The sequence below is a fragment of the Streptomyces sp. NPDC090025 genome, assembly GCF_044748125.1.
In the GTDB taxonomy this organism is placed as follows: Bacteria; Actinomycetota; Actinomycetes; order Streptomycetales; family Streptomycetaceae; genus Streptomyces.
This window is the reverse complement of sequence record NZ_JBIVFL010000008.1, coordinates 12,430-26,993: the sequence shown is the minus strand read 5'-3', so window position 1 is coordinate 26,993 and position 14,564 is coordinate 12,430. Positions and strand designations below refer to the sequence as shown.

The following is a 14,564-nucleotide window of genomic DNA, read 5'->3' as shown; positions in this document are numbered from 1 at the left end:
GACCCGGCCTAACGCGTGCCGACCGCCGCCCGCACCGCCCGGCGCGCCATCGCGCAGTCGTCGTGCAGGCGCCGCAGCAGCAGCCGCTGCTCCTCGCCGGGCGACACCGTGCCCGCCGGGACCGGGACCGAGCCCGCGGGCGGAGCCTCCTTGATGGTGCGCTGGACGGCGGTCTCGTAGGTACGGATCTCCCTGGTCAGCACGATCATCAGGTTCACCAGGAAGGCGTCACGCGACGCCGGGCCCGCCTGCTGGGCCAGCTGGCTGATCTGGCGCCGGGCCAGCGGCGCGTCACCGAGCACCGCCCACAGCGTCGCCAGGTCGTACCCCGGCAGGTACCAGCCCGCGTGCTCCCAGTCGACGAGCACCGGACCGGCGGGCGACAGGAGCATGTTGGACAGCAGCGCGTCACCGTGACAGAACTGCCCCATGCCCTGGCGGCCGCCCGCGTGCGCCAGGCCCCGCATCAGCTTCTGCAGGTCGTCCCGGTCGCGGTCGGTGAACAGACCCAGTTCGTGGAAGCGCGCGATGCGCGCCCCGTAGTCGAGCGGAGCGTCGAACGTCCCGGCCGGCGGCCGCCAGGCGTTCAGCCGGGCGACCGCGCCGAGCACGGCCCGGACGTCCGCGCGGGGCGGTGCCTCGACCGGGTGGCGGGTCAGTGCCGCCGCCCGTCCCGGCATCCGCTCGATGACCAGCGTGCAGTTCTCCGGGTCCGCGGCGATCAGCCGCGGCGCGCGCACCGGGGGACGGTGCCGGACGAACGTGCGGTACGAAGCTATCTCGTGCCGGAACCGCTCGACCCACGCGGGCGACGGGTCCAGTAAACATTTCGCCACCGCCGTCGTCCGGCCGGTCGTCCCGACCAGCAGGACCGAACGCCCGCTGCGGCGCAGCACCTGCACCGGGTTGAACTCGGGGCAGATCCGGTGGACGGACGCGACGGCCATGCGCAGTTGGGCGCCCTGCGGGCCGGACAGGTCGATCCTCCCGCTGGGCGGCTGGACGGTGCTGCCCGCCCAGCGCCTCGGCCGCACCGCCCCCTGGACGGGGGCGGGCGCGAGGTACGGTCCGGAACCGGCCGGGATGGTGCGGTGGAGCGGCCGGGGCGGGGCGGACACGGAGGACGATGCTGTGTACATGGGGTGACAGATCCCTTCGTGCGCCGACGAGTTGCGTGCGTCGCCCCGCCCGCCGGGCCGGTCCGCACCCTGGGGAAGTGGGCCGGTCGACGGGACGGGGTGGCGCGTTCCTACCTGACACCCGGGCGCGGGTGGCGGAACATCGGGCGCACCCTGGCGAACCCTGGCGAATAGTCGCCAGGCCTGTGACAGGGGGCTACTGTCAACTCAGCCGAGAACCTGGGGGCTTAGACGTGACCGGACAGACCAACACCCGCCTGGCGGACCTCTTCGGCCTCGCCGGCTGGTCCAAGGGCGAACTCGCGAGAATGGTGAACCGGCAGGCGGCGGCCATGGGCCACCCGCAGCTGGCCACCGACACCTCGCGGGTGCGGCGCTGGATCGACATGGGGGAGACCCCGCGCGATCCCGTGCCCCGGGTGCTGGCAGCGCTGTTCACCGAGCGACTCGGCCGTGTCGTGACCATCGAGGACCTCGGTTTCGTACGACACGGGCGCGCCGGTAAACGGCAGGACGTCAGGAACGACGACAACCCTGACGGGCTGCCCTGGGCGCCCGAGCGTACGGCAGCGGTCCTCACCGAATTCACGGGAATGGACCTCATGCTCAACCGACGCGGCCTGGTGGGCGCGGGTGCCGCGCTTGCCGCCGGCTCCGTACTCACCAACGCCATGCAGGACTGGCTCCACGCCGACCCCGCACCGACCGGCGCCGCCCCCCGCGCCATCGATCCCCTCCACGCCGACCCCGCCGGGTACGACCGGTACGAGGCCGCCCCCATCGGGTCGGAGGAGATCGAGGCCCTGGAGCACTCCGTGGAGGTGTTCCGCGCCTGGGACGCCTCCCGGGGCGGCGGCCTCCAGCGCAAGGCGGTCGTGGGCCAGCTCAACGAGGTGGGCGGCATGCTCGCCTACCACCACCCCGACCACCTCCAGCGCAGGCTGTGGGGGGTGGCCGCCAACCTGGCCGTCCTGGCCGGCTGGATGTCCCACGATGTGGGTCTCGAACCCACCGCCCAGAAGTACTTCGTGATCGCCGCGCACGCCGCCCGTGAGGGCGGCGACCGGCCGCGCGCCGGGGAGGCGCTGTCCCGCGCCGCCCGCCAGATGGTGCACCTGGGCAGGCCCGACGAGGCCCTGGACCTGATGAAGCTCGCCACCTCCGGCTCGGGGGAGCGGCTGCTGCCCCGTACCAAGGCGATGTTCCACACCATCGAGGCGTGGGCCCAGGCGTCCATGGGCCGCGGCCAGGCGATGCGCCGCACCCTCGGCGAGGCCGAGGAGCTGTTCGTGTCCGACCGGGGCGAGGACAAGCCCAGCTGGATGCAGAACTTCGACGAGGCCGACCTGCACGGGATGCAGGCGCTGGCCTACCGCACCCTCGCCGAGCACGACTCGGCGGCGGCGGTCCCGGCCCAGCGGCACGCCCGCCTGGCGCTCGACCTGCGCCGGTTCGGCCACGACCGGTCCAAGCTGTTCGACCACATCTCGATGGCCTCGGCCTGCTTCATCGCCGACGACCCCGAGCAGGCGGACCGCTACGCCCGGCTCGCTCTGGTCTCCATGGGCGACACCAGCTCGCACCGCACCTGGGACCGGCTGCGCGAGATGTACCGGCTGACCGGGCAGTACTCCGGCTACAGCAGGATCGACCACCTGCGGGAGGAGATCGCGACCGCGCTGCCCAAGGCGCCGGCCAACCGCCCCCGGACCGGAGAGGCGTGAGCCGGCGGACCACGGGGCACCGGGCACGGCCGAAAGAAGGAGCAGGGCGGGAAAGGAAAGGAGCAGGCCGGTCGGCCTGCTCCGGAGAAACCCGTTCCGCGGGTACGGCTCAGCGGCCGACCCGGACCACCATCACACAGGCGTCGTCCTCGCGGGGGCCCTCGCCGAACTCCTCCACCACCGACCGGACGCAGTCCTGCGCGTCGCGGGCCGTCGCGAGCCGCGGCGCCAGCGCGAGCAGCCGGTCCGTGCCGTCCTCACCGGCGGGCGCGCCCGCCGTGCGGGTCAGTCCGTCGGTGTGCAGAAGGAGCAGGTCACCGGGGAGCAGCCGGGTCTCGGCCTCGTCGTACCCGGCCCCGGTGGTCGCGCCGAGCAGCACGCCCTCGGGCCGGGCCAGCGGGCGTCCCGTCCCGTCCCGGAACAGCAGCGGGGCGGGGTGTCCTGCCTGCGACCAGGTGAGCAGCTGGGACGCCGGGTCGTAGCGGCAGCACAGGGCGCTGCCGAGGGCGGGCTGGACGGAGGTCTCCAGGAGCTGGTTGAGGTGCCCCATCAGGGCGCCCGGCCGGATCCCGGCCACCGCCATGCCGCGCAGCGCGCCGAGGAGCATGGCCATCGAGGAGGTCGCGGCCACCCCGTGGCCGGTGAGATCGCCGACGGTGAGGAGCGCGTCGCCGTCCGGCAGGGCCAGCGCGTCGTACCAGTCGCCGCCGATCAGGCCGGTCGACGCGGCCGGCAGGTAGTGCCCGGCGACGTCGAGCGGTGCGGGGCCGTCGTGGGCGAAGCGGAGCGAACCGCGCCACGGCGGCAGCACGGCCTCCTGGAGTTCGACCGCGACCCGGCGTTCGGTGTGCTCGATGTGCTGGTGGCGCTGGAGGCTGTCCCGGCTCTCCCGCACGGCCCGCTCGCTGCGGCGCAGTTCGCTGACGTCGCGGACCACCGCCCACATGGAGGCGGTGCAGCCGTCGGTGTCGAGGACCGGCTCGCCGGTCATGTGCACGGTGCGGACCCGGCCGTCGGAACGGACGATCCGGAACTCGCCGTCGATCGGCTTCCCGTCGATCAGACAGTCCGTCACCATCGCCTGGAGCAGCGGCTGGTCCTCGGCGAACACCATCGACGGCAGCTCGTCGAGCGACATCGGACCGCTCTCCGGCTGGCGCCCGAAGATCTGGAACAGCTCGTCGGACCAGTGCACGTCGTCGGTGAGCAGATCCCACTCGGCGCTGCCGACCCGGGAGAGCAGCGAACCGGAGAGCCGTGGCGCGGGGACGGTCTCCAGGACGGCCTCGGCGTAGGCGGCGGCCGTGTCGGTGACGGCGGGGCCGGGCAGTCCGGCCTTCAGCTGCCCCAAGTGGGCGCCCAGGTCGTCGAGTTGATGCACGGCGAGATCGCAGAGGGCGCGCTGCCAGCGGTTCTGCGGGTCGTCCTCGTCCGCGACGGCGTCCCTGCGCACCGCGTCCACCTCACCGCGGAGCCGACGCGTCTGCGAGATCAGCGCGTCCACCGCGCCGGGCTCCGGCGGTTGGGCGGGACGGTCCGCGAACAGATGGGACGGCATGTCGTACTCCGATGCAGGCGACGTGGCGCGGCCAAGTCTGGGAAGTGAAACCCGGGTACGACTTTCGCACAGCCCGGGACACCTCGTAAGGGATTTGGCAACACTCGATACGGTGGTGCTTCTGACATATGCCAACGGCCCACAGGGTGACCAGCCGACATTCGGCCACACCGGCACGGGTTACGGTGCTGGTGTGGCGAGCGACGAGGTGAACACCATGGGTACGGCGATGCTGCTGGCCGCGGCTCCGGCCGGAAAGGGCCGGGCCATGGACGCGACGTCCGTGCTGCCCGCGCTCGCGGCGGTGCCCCCCGGGGCCCTCACCGGTACGGACACGGCCACGATCGTCGAACTGGCGGACCCGCTCGACCCGCAGACCGTCCTCACCCGGCTGCGCGCCGCCGCGGCCGCGCCGGGACCGTTCACGCTCTGCCTCGCGGGCCAGCTCCAACTCGACCGCCGCCAACGGCTGCCGCACCTCGCACTCGCCCGCAGCACCCCGACGACCTTGCGCTACACGGGACTTCCCTGGCACTGGCTCGGCACCGAACTCGCCGCCCGCCGCCCCGGCACGACCGTCGTCGTGGCCGACCTCGCCGTCGACGCCGACCTCTGGCAGCGGCTCACCGAGGACCCCGGGGCGCTGGGCCTCGGACCCGCCGTCCCGCTGTTCGCCCGGCTGACCCCCTTCCCGCGCCGGGGCACCCTCACCACCCCCGACTACCTGCGGCACTTCGCGACCCGCTGGCGCGGCGGTGCCCGCCCGCCGCTCGCCGAACTGCACACGGAGGCGGCGGCGGTCACGGCCGAGACCGAGGAGGGCCGGCGGCCGGTGCCCCAGGTGTTTCTGACACCGCATCAGGACATGCCCGCGCCGGTGGAGCGGGTGCCGGCCGCCCCGGAGGCCGTACGCGGTACGAGCGCGGTGCCCGTCCCCGTACCGCCGCCCGCTCCTTATGCCCAGGCCCCGGCTGCGGCCTCGGCCGCCGCACCGCCCGTCCCGCGGCCGCCCGCGCCACGGCCGGAATCCGACGGTGTACGGGAACGGGTGGCCGCCGAACCGCTCGCGGTGCCGGTGCCGGGGACGGGGCCGGGTCCCGGAGTTCGTGCCGGTGCCGCTTCCGGGGAGGTGCCGAAGGCGCACCCGGTACCCGCGGAGCCGGTACCCGTACCTGCCCCTGTCCCCGCCGCCGTACCCGCATCCGTACCCGTACCCGCATCCGTACCCGTGTCCGTACCGCCGAGGCCGGTACGGGCGCCCGCCGCGCCGCCCGGGCCGCCGCGGCCGGGCACCGAGGTGGACCCGCACCCGGCGATACTCGACGCGGCGATGGCCGGCCGGCACGCCGAGGCCGCGGCCGTCGCGGCCGCCTGGGAGAGCGACGCGCTGCGCCGCTTCGGACCGCGCTCCGGCGAGGCGCTGCACTGGGTGGAGGTGCGGGCCGACCTGGCGCGGCTCGCCGGGGAACCGGCCCGCAGCTGCGAACTGTGGATCGCCGCCGCGCAGGCCAGGCTCGGCATGAGCCAGGCCCCCGGCGAACCGGACGTCGAGGGCGCCGTCGACCGGGCCCACCACCAGTGGGAGCAGATCGAGGACCCGGCCAGGGCCCGCGCCCTCGGCCCCGCCCTCGTCGCCCTGCGCCGCGCGGTCCCCGGCCGGCACGCCGGGGCGCTGGCCGCGCTGCAACGCAGAATGGGCGGCTGACCCTCTCCACCGGGCCCGCCCGGCCCGCCCGTGGTGGCATCATCGACCCATGACCGCCGCCGCCCCACGGGCCGCCACCGCGCCGCTCGCGACCGAGCGGCTGCTGCTGCGCCCGGTGCGGACCGGGGACCTGGCCGTGCTGACCCGGCTGTGGACCGATCCGCAGGTGCGGCTGCACCTGGGCGGACCCGTGATCGAGTCGGTGATCCGGATCCGGCGGCAGCGGATCGTCGGGGCGCCCGGGTACCACGCCGTCGAGCGGGTCTCCGACGGCGCCGTGCTCGGCCTCGTCACGGTGGAGGCGGCCGGGCACGGCGGCGAGACGGAGGTCTCGTACCAGTTTCTGCCCGAGCACTGGGGGCAGGGGTACGCGCGAGAGGCGGTCGCCGCCGCCGTGGCGCGGGCCCTGACGGCCGCGCCGACGGTCGTCGCGGTCACCCAGGAGGCGAATCTGCCGTCCCGCCGCCTCCTGGCGGCGATCGGCATGACCCACGCCGCGTCCTTCGTGGAATGGGACGCCCAGCAGGTGCTCTACCGGTGCGAGGGCCCGCTCAGAACCGGGCGTGCGTCGTGATGTCGGACGCGAACTGCTCGATCAGCTCCGCCGTCACCGTCGGTCGGCACTGGCCGAGCGCGTCCAGATAGTCCTCGGTCGTCGCGCCCGGCGCGACGGCGGGCCCGGCACCCGGAGCGCCCAGGTCACGCTCGAAGGAGTTCTGGGCCGCGATCCTCGCCGCGTGCTCGATGTCGGCGGGGGTCAGCAGATCGCTCGCCGCGACAAGCGCGTCCACGTCGACCTCGGGCCGTGCGCCGGTGTAGCGGGACCAGATCGCGGCCCGGGCCGCCTTGTCCGGGGTGCCGATCGGGATCAGGTAGTCGAAGCGGCCCGGGCGCAGGAACGCCGGGTCGATCGAGCGGATCGAGTTGGTGGCGCAGACCAGGAGCCGTTCGTCGCACTCTCTGAACCCCGGTATCAGCTTGAGGAGTTCATTGGTCACCCCGTGCATCCCGCCGGGCTGCACCGGTTCGGTGCGGACAGGGGCGATCTCCTCGACCTCGTCGATGAAGACCAGCACCCGGTCGAGCTCGGCGATCCGGGCGAAGGCGGAGCGCAGGGCCGCCGCCAGATTGCCCTCGTCGGCGAGCCGGGAGGGCAGGATCTCGACGAACGGCCAGCCGAGCCGGGAGGCGATGGCCCGGGCGAAGGTGGTCTTGCCGGTGCCCGGCGGGCCGAACAGGCCGATCGCGCGCGGCGGCCGCACACCGTGCCGGGCGGCCCGCTCCGGTTCGGCGAGCGGCAGCACGACCCGCCGTTCGATGAGGTCCTTCTCCCGTTCCATCCCGGCCACCTTGGCCCACAGGTCGGTGGGCAGCACCCGGCCGCCGAGGTCGTCGAGCAGTCCCGCGGCCGGGCCGTGCAGCGGCTCGGTCTTCTCGAAGTAGGCCACGGCGGGCTGCCGGGTGTAGCCCGCGTTGAGCAGTCCCTCGCCGAGCAGTTCCTCCTCGGGCAGCACGTACGCGATGCGCGCGACCCGGGCCGCGACCAGCCGCCGCTCCAGTTCGACCAGGAGCGCGCTGGCCAGACCGCGTCCGCGCCAGGCCGAGTTGATGGCCACCCGCATCACCCAGGCGCGTTCGCCCGCGACGCAGGCGAGGGCGGCGCCGATCGGGGTGCCCTGGTGGACGGCGACGACGGCCGGCTGGCGGGAGGTCAGCGCGCCGATGCACTCGGCGACCGAGAACACCGACTCCTGGCCGAGTTCGGCCGTGGTGTCGATGAGGTGGACGACCGCGGCGAGATCGCTCTCGCGGTAGTCGTGGATGAGCCAGTTCACCGGTGGTACCGCCCCTCGTCGTGCGTGCCGCACGCCGTGCGCCGCGTGCTGTGCACCGCGCTGTCGTGCCTGGTGACGGCGAGGCTAGGCGGGCCGGTGGGGGCGGGTCCTGCGCCGCCGTGCACAAGCGGGCGCCGCGCACTGCGCCGTACCGGCGCTATGCGGACGCGGGGTGAGGTGGGGCGGGGTGGGGTGGTGAGGGAAACGCGCGAGCCCCCGGGAGACAGCTCCCGGGGGCTCGCGCGGTGTGTGCCGTGTGCCGTCAGGCTCGGCGGGCCTTGGCCTCGGTGGGCCTCATGGGGCCTCAGTAGGCCACGGCCGCCTTCGGGTTCGGGCCGTGCGCGTTGTCGTGCGCGTCGCCCTCGGTGGCGAGGAAGACGATGAGGATGATCGCCCCCACGAGCGGGATGAGGTCGATCAGGATCCACCAACCGGAGCGGCCGGTGTCGTGCAGGCGGCGCACGGTGACGCCCAGACCCGGCAGGAGGACCGCGAGGCCGTAGATCGCGTAGAGCAGCGGGTAGGTGCCGAGCGCGGCGTCGATGACCGCGACGATGATCAGCGCGAGGATGTTGAAGAGCGCGAACATCCAGAATTCCTGGCGACGGGCCCGCCCGTTGAATACCGCGTACTTCTTGAGAACGTCGATGTACCAGTTCACTTTTGTCCCCCCGAGGACGTGGTGGTGAGAGGGATTCTGCCCCCGTGGGGCAAGATTTACGCAGAACTTATGTGGCTCAAACGGTGCTGGTCAATTCGTTACCTGGCAGTGGCCGTTCACAGACATGGCTGCGACACGAGTGAACGGCGCCTCCTCCTCTGGTGAGGGGGGACGCCGTTCTTCGAGATGGGTGGATCAGGTGGATTTGCGGATCATGGCGAGGGTCGAATAGTGCTCAGGTCGCCGTATCCGCGTGTTATGTCCTTCTCTTGCTCATGAGGATCCCGCCCGCGGTGAGCGCGAACAGGCAGACGCAGGCGCCGGTGATGACGTTGCTGAGGATCGCGCCGGTGCCGGCGTCCCGGGAGACCACCCAGGGAGAGACGATCAGCCACGCACCGAGCAGCAGGACGACGAAGTTGAGGTCCTGGGACCGCTCCGGAGCCATCGACATGCAGAGGCCGAGGCCCGCGAGGGCGATGCCGACGACCAGGTTGCTGATGGCGAGCTCCGGCTTCGCCGCGGAGAAGTGGACCGTCCACGCGGAGACCGCGGCGTAGAGTCCGGCGATGATCACCAGCTCCTCGACCGCTGCCACACCTCGGGTCTCAAGCACGCGGGCATAACGATCCCGCATTTCCGAGGCATCCGGATGTCCCCTGATGTCGCCGGGACGGTGAGAGACGTCGGCCATACGACTCGCCTCCTTCTGGCGTTCCGCACATCTGACCGCGTTCACGGCATCGTGCCGCGCTTTCATTGTGCACTTATCTTGCCTTTATGTGTAGATCTGCCCGATAAGGGATCCATACAGAGATCGAGCCCGCGGGATGGGCGGAACTGACAACTCCGCGTGCTGTTCAACAAAAATTAAGATCGCTGTCGATAAAGATCAAGAAAATACGGGTGCGAAAGGGGAGAAGTCGGCCTCGGGACCCCCTCTTCCGGCTCTTTCCGTCCGCCGGGCGTCCGCACGTCACCGGCCCCGCCCCGGCGTAGCCTGGAAGTGGCCTCGGGGGTCGCACGTTCACCGCCGGGAGGCGGACGACGATGACCGGAATCGTGTCCAGGAGCTTCGACTCCGCAGACGAGACCCGCCCCTTCGAGGGCGGCAAGGGCAGACTCGATCTGCTCACCACGGACAGCGGGGCGGTCGGCCGCGCCGTGTTCGAGTCGGGCTGGAAGTGGTCGGAGCACGTCAAACCGATCGCGGGCACCGACAGGTGCATGGCCCATCACGTCGGCTATGTGGTCAGCGGCCGGATGCAGGTGGTGATGGACGACGGCGAGTCCGTGGAGCTCGCCCCCGGCCGGTTCTACGAGATCCAGCCCGGGCACGACGCCTGGGTGCTCGGCGACGAGGCGTGCGTGGCCCTGGACTGGGTCGGGTTCGTCGACTACGCGAAGGGCGCGGGCGGCTGACCCGTTCGCCGGTCCGTCCGCGCCGGGTGCGCGGGTGGGTGCGGGGCGCGCCGAGGCACCGGGCGAGCGAACGGGTGCGGGACGCGCGTCAGGCGTGGCCGAACCGGACGCCGTCCCACGGCACCCGGTCGACCGGGAAGGAGTACGGCGAGCGCCCCCCGAGCGTGCGCGGCAGGGCCGCCTCGATCACCGGGGCGACCCCCTCCACCTCCCACAGCCAGGCACCGAGCGCGTCCCGCAGACCGTCCGCGACCCGCCGGTGCGAGGTGAGCCCCACCAGGTTCTCCAGTTCGTACGGGTCGGCCGCCAGGTCGTACAGCTCGCTCTCCCGGTAGCGGTCGGAGCCCGGCGCGTGCCAGGCGTCGGCGCCGTCGGGCGCGGTCACCACGTACTTCCACCGGTCCGTCCGCAGCGCGCGGCCGATCACATCCTCGCTGAGCTGCACGAACACCGAGAACGGGCGGTCGGGTTCGCTGCCACCGCCGACCAGCGGCCGCAGCGAACGCCCCTGCACCCCCGCGGGCACCTCGATCCCCGCCGCGTCGAGCAGCGTCGGCATCAGGTCGACGGTCGACACCGGCTGCCGGATCCGCCCGCCGCCCCGGAACCCGGGTCCGGTCAGCACGAACGGCACCCGGACCGACGCCTCGTGCGCCGAGCGCTTGTACTCGCCGTTGCGGGTCCTGAAGTGCGAACCGTGGTCGGCCGTCCACACCAGCACCGTGTCGTCCTCGATGCCCAGGCTTCGCAGGCTGTCCCGCAGCCGCCCCACCCCCTCGTCGACCCGCTTGATCTGGCCGAGATAGCCGCCGAGATGCCGGTGCGCCCCACCCTGCGCCGCCCCCGGGCTGAGCGCCGCCAGATCCGGCGGCAGCCAGCGCCCCTCGAACCGCTCGCGGTACCCGGCAGGCGCCGGGTAGTCGTCGGTGGCGTTCTGGTGGTGCGGCTCCAGGAGCGAGAGGAACAGCAGGAAGGGGCGGTCGTGGTGATCGGCGACGAAGCGGACGGCGGCGTCGATCAGCCCGTCCGACCGGTACCCCGGCAGCCGCACCGGCTCGCCGCCCTCGTCGTACACCACCGTCCGGTACGCGTCCGAGGTGAACTCGAGCCGGTCGGAGGCGAGCCAGCGCGCATAGCCGCCGCGCCGCGCGGCGGGCACCGGGCCGTCGGGGTGCTCCTCACCCGCCAGATGCCACTTGCCGAGATAACCCGTCACATACCCGGCCGCGCCGAACGACTCCGCCAGGGTGGGCACCTCCGCCCCGAGCGCGATCCCGTTCCGGAACACCCCGGTCGCCGTCGGGAAGCGCCCGGTCTGCAGCGCGGCCCTGGCCGGCGCGCACACCGGATTGGTGGTGATCGCCTGCTCGACCAGCGTGCCCTCGCGGGCGAGCCGGTCGAACTCGGGCGTCACCCCGGCGGGGTTGCCGTGCGCGCCCGTGGTGTCCCATCGCTGCTGGTCGGTGAGGACCACGATCACACGGGGGCGGGTGGTCGGCATACGGATCCCTTCGGCGTGGACATCGTTGGCTCCTCAATTAATTTCGCAGAGGAAGGAATGTCCGCACCAGAGGCCCGCACAAGATCGGCCATGGCCGGATCCGGGTCAGCTCCCGGGAACGACCGGGGTGCTGCTCCGGCCCCCGGCGCGCCCGCTCAACTCGGCGTCCAGGGTCTCCTGCGCCTCCCGCATCGACGCGGCGTACTCCGGCTCCCCGAGCCGCCGCCACATCTCCGCCTCCGGCACGTCCTCCACGTGCGCCGTCACCCACCAGATGTTCCCGAACGGGTCCTTCACCCGGCCGCCGCGCTGCCCGAAGGCGTTGTCCGACAACGCGGTGACGACCTCGGCACCGGCCGCGAGCGCGCGGGCGAAGGCCGCGTCCGCGTCGGCGACGAACACCCGCAACAGGCTCGGCGTCACCGGCCATTCGGGCCGCCGGTCGAACGCCAGCAGGACGGTGTCGCCGACCCGGATCTCGGCGTGCCCGATCTGCCCGTCCTCGGTGCGGACCCGGGCGAGCTCCGCACCCTCGAACGAGGCCGTGACGAAATCGAGGAAGGCTCCGGTGTCGTCGGTGACGATCCAGGGGGCGACGGTGGTGTACCCCTTCGGCGTGACATCGGCGCGGGGGCTTGTCTGCTCGGACATGGCGGTTCCTTGGGGCGAGGTGGTCGAGGTACGCCGTGACGGCGGCTGCCGCACACCGACGACGGTAGGCGGCAACTAGGCCGGATCCTGTCCTGGATGGAGCGGGAGCAGTCGGTGTCGTCGCCCGGTCGGGGGACGACGGGCGACGGCTCGCCGTGCGCGGCTTGCTGTAATCAGGGATCACCCCTTCCGAGACGAGGCATGGATGAGCCCAACTCCCCCTGCTCCCCGCGGCCGTCGGCCCGACGGTGCCGCGATCCCCGTGCCGAACCCCGGCGAACCCGCCGGGTCGCGCGCCACCGGCGACGGGCGGCGCGAGACCAACGCGGCCGCCGTGCTGCGGACGGTCCTCGACCACGGCCCGCTCGCCCGCAGCGCCGTGGCCCGGCTCTCGGGGCTCAGTCCGGCGGCGGTGTCCCGCCAGGTCACCGACCTGCTGGGACACGGACTGCTGCGCGAGGCGCGTGAGGTGCGTGATGCGCGTGAGATGGGCGATCGGGTGGGGGAGGGGGCCGGTGCGGGTACGGGCGGGGGCGGCGCCGTGCTCCCGGGCGCCCACGGGTCCGGCAGCCCCGGGCGTCCGCAGATCCCCGTCGACCTGCACGTCGACACGGCCGACGGGCCCGTCGCGGGCGGCGTCCACCTCGGCGTCCATGTCTCCACCCTCGGCCTGCTCGACCTGCGCGGCCGGGTCGTCGCCCGGCACTCCGTCGCCCACGCGGACGCCGACCCGCGGGTGCTGCCCGCCACCGTCGCCCGCGAGATGCGGGCCTTCCTCGACGCCGAGCTCGGCGCCCGCCCACTGCTCGGCATCGGCGCCGCGCTCGGCGGCTGGGTCGACCCCGACCGGGGCATGGTCGTCCGGCACGACGCGCTCGGCTGGTACCACCGCCCGCTCGCCGCCGAACTCGCCCGGGGGCTCGGCGGACCGGCCGTGCGCGTCGACAACCACGCCCGCGCCGTCGCCAAGGCCGAGATCCTCTTCGGCCGGCCCGAGGCACGCCGCAGCCTGGTCCACCTCTTCGTCGGCAATGTCGTCGACGCGGCCCTCGGCATCGCCGGGGTCGTCCACCAGGGCCCGGGCTCGGCGGCGGGCGAGGTGGCGCACCTGCCCGTGCCCGACTCCAACGCCCCCTGCCGGTGCGGACGTTCGGGTTGTCTCGCCGCCACCGCGTCCAACCGGGCGGTCGGCGAGACCGCGTACCGCCGGGGCATCGTCCCGGAACCCGACGCGTTCCTGCTGGTGGACGCCGCCGCGACCGGCGACCGGCGCGCCGACCGGCTGCTCCGCGAACGGGCCAGGGCGGTGGGCCGCGCGGTGGCCCTGCTGCTCGACGTGCTCAACCCGGACCTGGTGGTCGTCACCGAACTGGCCAGCCTGCTCGAACCGAGGTACCTGGAGGAGATCCAGGGCGCCGCCGTGGACCTCTCGCACGTCTGCGACGACCCGGGCCGGATCGTCACCCCGTCCGCGGGACCGGCCGTGATGCCGGTCGCCGCGGGCACGGTGCTGCTCAACCCGCTGTTCCGCAACCCGCTCCAGAGCGTGCCGGGACGAGGGCCCGCCCGCCTCCGGCCCGAGCGGTCGAAGCGCCCCGCGTCAGGGAGTTGACGTCGCCCGCCGGTGCCGGACCGGTACTCACCCGAAGTGGACCCCTGGCACCCGGATCGAGCGCGACGGGGGAGTCCTCGAAGGTGCTCGGCGGACCGGCTCCGGCACGGAACGCCGCCAAACGCCGCTAGGTCGTGTCCGGAAAGTCCCGCCTGGCTCGCGGCGCCTGGCACGCACTCCCCCGTAGCCCTTCGGGCACGGGAGGTACCCCCAGCCGCGTTGTCGGGATCGCCCACGTACGCCCAGTACGAGGGCGACCCTCCGCCTTGCGATCGCACGCACCAGACGCCGCGAGCCCCGCCCTGGCGGGCGGACGGCGCTACTTTCCGGACACGACCTAGCGGATCGCGCTGTAGGCGTCCGTCACACAGTCCGCCGCGCACCCCGCCCGCTCGTACGCGTGCCGGAGCGCCGCCGCGGCGTCCTCCCAGACGACCTCGTCGTAACCGAAACGCTCGTCCGCGAGCCGTACGACGTCCTCGACCGTCACCACCGCCGGTTCCCCCCGCCCGGCGGCGTCCCGGGCCTGGGCGACGGCCAGTTCGGCGGAGCGGGCGAGCGCCCTGCCGTACTCGCGCCAGGCCATCGCCCGCGCCCGCCGGGGCAGCAGCGGCCGCACCGACCGGCCCTGCGAGAGCGCGCCCACGGCGATGAGGGCGGCGCCGACGAGGAAGATCAGGCTGCCGACGAGGACGCTGGCGTTGAGGTTCACAAAGCGACCCTTCCCCACCGTGAAGCACCCGAACCGGCCCGGTC

Annotated in this window: 13 protein-coding genes; 5 read left to right on the top strand and 8 right to left on the bottom strand. The window is 73.4% G+C overall.

Annotated features, from left to right (window positions below; all coding sequences use genetic code 11):
* Positions 1 to 8 precede the first annotated feature (8 nt).
* Positions 9 to 1,139: an aminoglycoside phosphotransferase family protein gene (locus ACIPXM_RS19770; RefSeq protein ID WP_401657004.1), complete on the bottom strand. Its 1,131-nt coding sequence runs from the start codon at positions 1,137 to 1,139 to the stop codon at positions 9 to 11.
* A gap of 233 nt (positions 1,140 to 1,372) precedes the next feature.
* On the opposite strand from ACIPXM_RS19770, the gene ACIPXM_RS19765 reads away from it, so the two are divergent.
* On the top strand, positions 1,373 to 2,863 hold the full coding sequence (locus tag ACIPXM_RS19765; protein ID WP_401657001.1) for a hypothetical protein: 1,491 nt from the start codon (positions 1,373 to 1,375) through the stop codon (positions 2,861 to 2,863).
* A gap of 109 nt (positions 2,864 to 2,972) precedes the next feature.
* On the opposite strand, the gene ACIPXM_RS19760 is transcribed toward ACIPXM_RS19765, so the two are convergent.
* Positions 2,973 to 4,421 carry a PP2C family protein-serine/threonine phosphatase gene (locus ACIPXM_RS19760; RefSeq protein WP_401656999.1) on the bottom strand — a complete coding sequence of 483 codons (1,449 nt, stop codon included), beginning with the start codon at positions 4,419 to 4,421 and terminating at the stop codon, positions 2,973 to 2,975.
* Between the two features lie 193 nt (positions 4,422 to 4,614).
* On the opposite strand from ACIPXM_RS19760, the gene ACIPXM_RS19755 reads away from it, so the two are divergent.
* A complete protein-coding gene (locus ACIPXM_RS19755) occupies positions 4,615 to 6,126 on the top strand; it encodes a hypothetical protein (RefSeq protein ID WP_401656997.1) in 1,512 nt (503 codons plus the stop codon).
* 49 nt (positions 6,127 to 6,175) lie between these two features.
* Positions 6,176 to 6,700 carry a GNAT family N-acetyltransferase gene (locus ACIPXM_RS19750; protein WP_401656994.1) on the top strand — a complete coding sequence of 175 codons (525 nt, stop codon included), beginning with the start codon at positions 6,176 to 6,178 and terminating at the stop codon, positions 6,698 to 6,700.
* Here the strand turns inward: ACIPXM_RS19750 and ACIPXM_RS19745 are convergent.
* The 3 genes from ACIPXM_RS19745 to ACIPXM_RS19735 all read right to left on the bottom strand — a co-directional run bounded on the left by ACIPXM_RS19745 (position 6,678) and on the right by ACIPXM_RS19735 (position 9,238).
* On the bottom strand, positions 6,678 to 7,961 hold the full coding sequence (locus ACIPXM_RS19745) for an ATP-binding protein (RefSeq protein ID WP_401656992.1): 1,284 nt from the start codon (positions 7,959 to 7,961) through the stop codon (positions 6,678 to 6,680). The genes ACIPXM_RS19750 and ACIPXM_RS19745 overlap by 23 nt on opposite strands.
* A gap of 304 nt (positions 7,962 to 8,265) precedes the next feature.
* The gene (locus tag ACIPXM_RS19740) at positions 8,266 to 8,622 is read right to left on the bottom strand and encodes a DUF805 domain-containing protein (protein WP_401656990.1); all 357 of its coding nucleotides are present in this window, start codon (positions 8,620 to 8,622) and stop codon (positions 8,266 to 8,268) included.
* A gap of 256 nt (positions 8,623 to 8,878) precedes the next feature.
* Positions 8,879 to 9,238: an SPW repeat protein gene (locus ACIPXM_RS19735; RefSeq protein ID WP_401656987.1), complete on the bottom strand. Its 360-nt coding sequence runs from the start codon at positions 9,236 to 9,238 to the stop codon at positions 8,879 to 8,881.
* Positions 9,239 to 9,672: 434 nt separating this feature from the next.
* On the opposite strand from ACIPXM_RS19735, the gene ACIPXM_RS19730 reads away from it, so the two are divergent.
* Complete coding sequence (locus tag ACIPXM_RS19730; protein WP_401656985.1) at positions 9,673 to 10,044, top strand: cupin domain-containing protein; 372 nt, start codon at positions 9,673 to 9,675, stop codon at positions 10,042 to 10,044.
* 88 nt (positions 10,045 to 10,132) lie between these two features.
* Here ACIPXM_RS19730 and ACIPXM_RS19725 read toward each other — a convergent pair whose 3' ends face one another.
* Both ACIPXM_RS19725 and ACIPXM_RS19720 read right to left on the bottom strand, forming a co-directional pair.
* Positions 10,133 to 11,545, bottom strand: a complete 1,413-nt coding sequence (locus ACIPXM_RS19725; RefSeq protein ID WP_401656982.1) for a sulfatase-like hydrolase/transferase — start codon at positions 11,543 to 11,545, stop codon at positions 10,133 to 10,135.
* Positions 11,546 to 11,650: 105 nt separating this feature from the next.
* Complete coding sequence (locus tag ACIPXM_RS19720; protein ID WP_401656979.1) at positions 11,651 to 12,196, bottom strand: VOC family protein; 546 nt, start codon at positions 12,194 to 12,196, stop codon at positions 11,651 to 11,653.
* A 262-nt stretch (positions 12,197 to 12,458) separates the two neighbouring features.
* On the opposite strand from ACIPXM_RS19720, the gene ACIPXM_RS19715 reads away from it, so the two are divergent.
* The gene (locus ACIPXM_RS19715; protein WP_401656977.1) at positions 12,459 to 13,808 is read left to right on the top strand and encodes an ROK family transcriptional regulator; all 1,350 of its coding nucleotides are present in this window, start codon (positions 12,459 to 12,461) and stop codon (positions 13,806 to 13,808) included.
* A gap of 337 nt (positions 13,809 to 14,145) precedes the next feature.
* On the opposite strand, the gene ACIPXM_RS19710 is transcribed toward ACIPXM_RS19715, so the two are convergent.
* A complete protein-coding gene (locus tag ACIPXM_RS19710) occupies positions 14,146 to 14,520 on the bottom strand; it encodes a hypothetical protein (protein ID WP_401656975.1) in 375 nt (124 codons plus the stop codon).
* Positions 14,521 to 14,564: the final 44 nt, after the last annotated feature.

Bases quoted from the DNA above. Each gene is read 5' to 3' on its own strand.
- ACIPXM_RS19770 (WP_401657004.1), bottom strand. From the start codon at position 1,139: ATGTACACAGCATCGTCCTCCGTGTCCGCCCCGCCCCGGCCGCTCCAC.
- ACIPXM_RS19760 (WP_401656999.1), bottom strand. From the start codon at position 4,421: ATGCCGTCCCATCTGTTCGCGGACCGTCCCGCCCAACCGCCGGAGCCC.
- ACIPXM_RS19750 (WP_401656994.1), top strand. From the start codon at position 6,176: ATGACCGCCGCCGCCCCACGGGCCGCCACCGCGCCGCTCGCGACCGAG.
- ACIPXM_RS19730 (WP_401656985.1), top strand. From the start codon at position 9,673: ATGACCGGAATCGTGTCCAGGAGCTTCGACTCCGCAGACGAGACCCGC.
- ACIPXM_RS19725 (WP_401656982.1), bottom strand. From the start codon at position 11,545: ATGCCGACCACCCGCCCCCGTGTGATCGTGGTCCTCACCGACCAGCAG.
- ACIPXM_RS19720 (WP_401656979.1), bottom strand. From the start codon at position 12,196: ATGTCCGAGCAGACAAGCCCCCGCGCCGATGTCACGCCGAAGGGGTAC.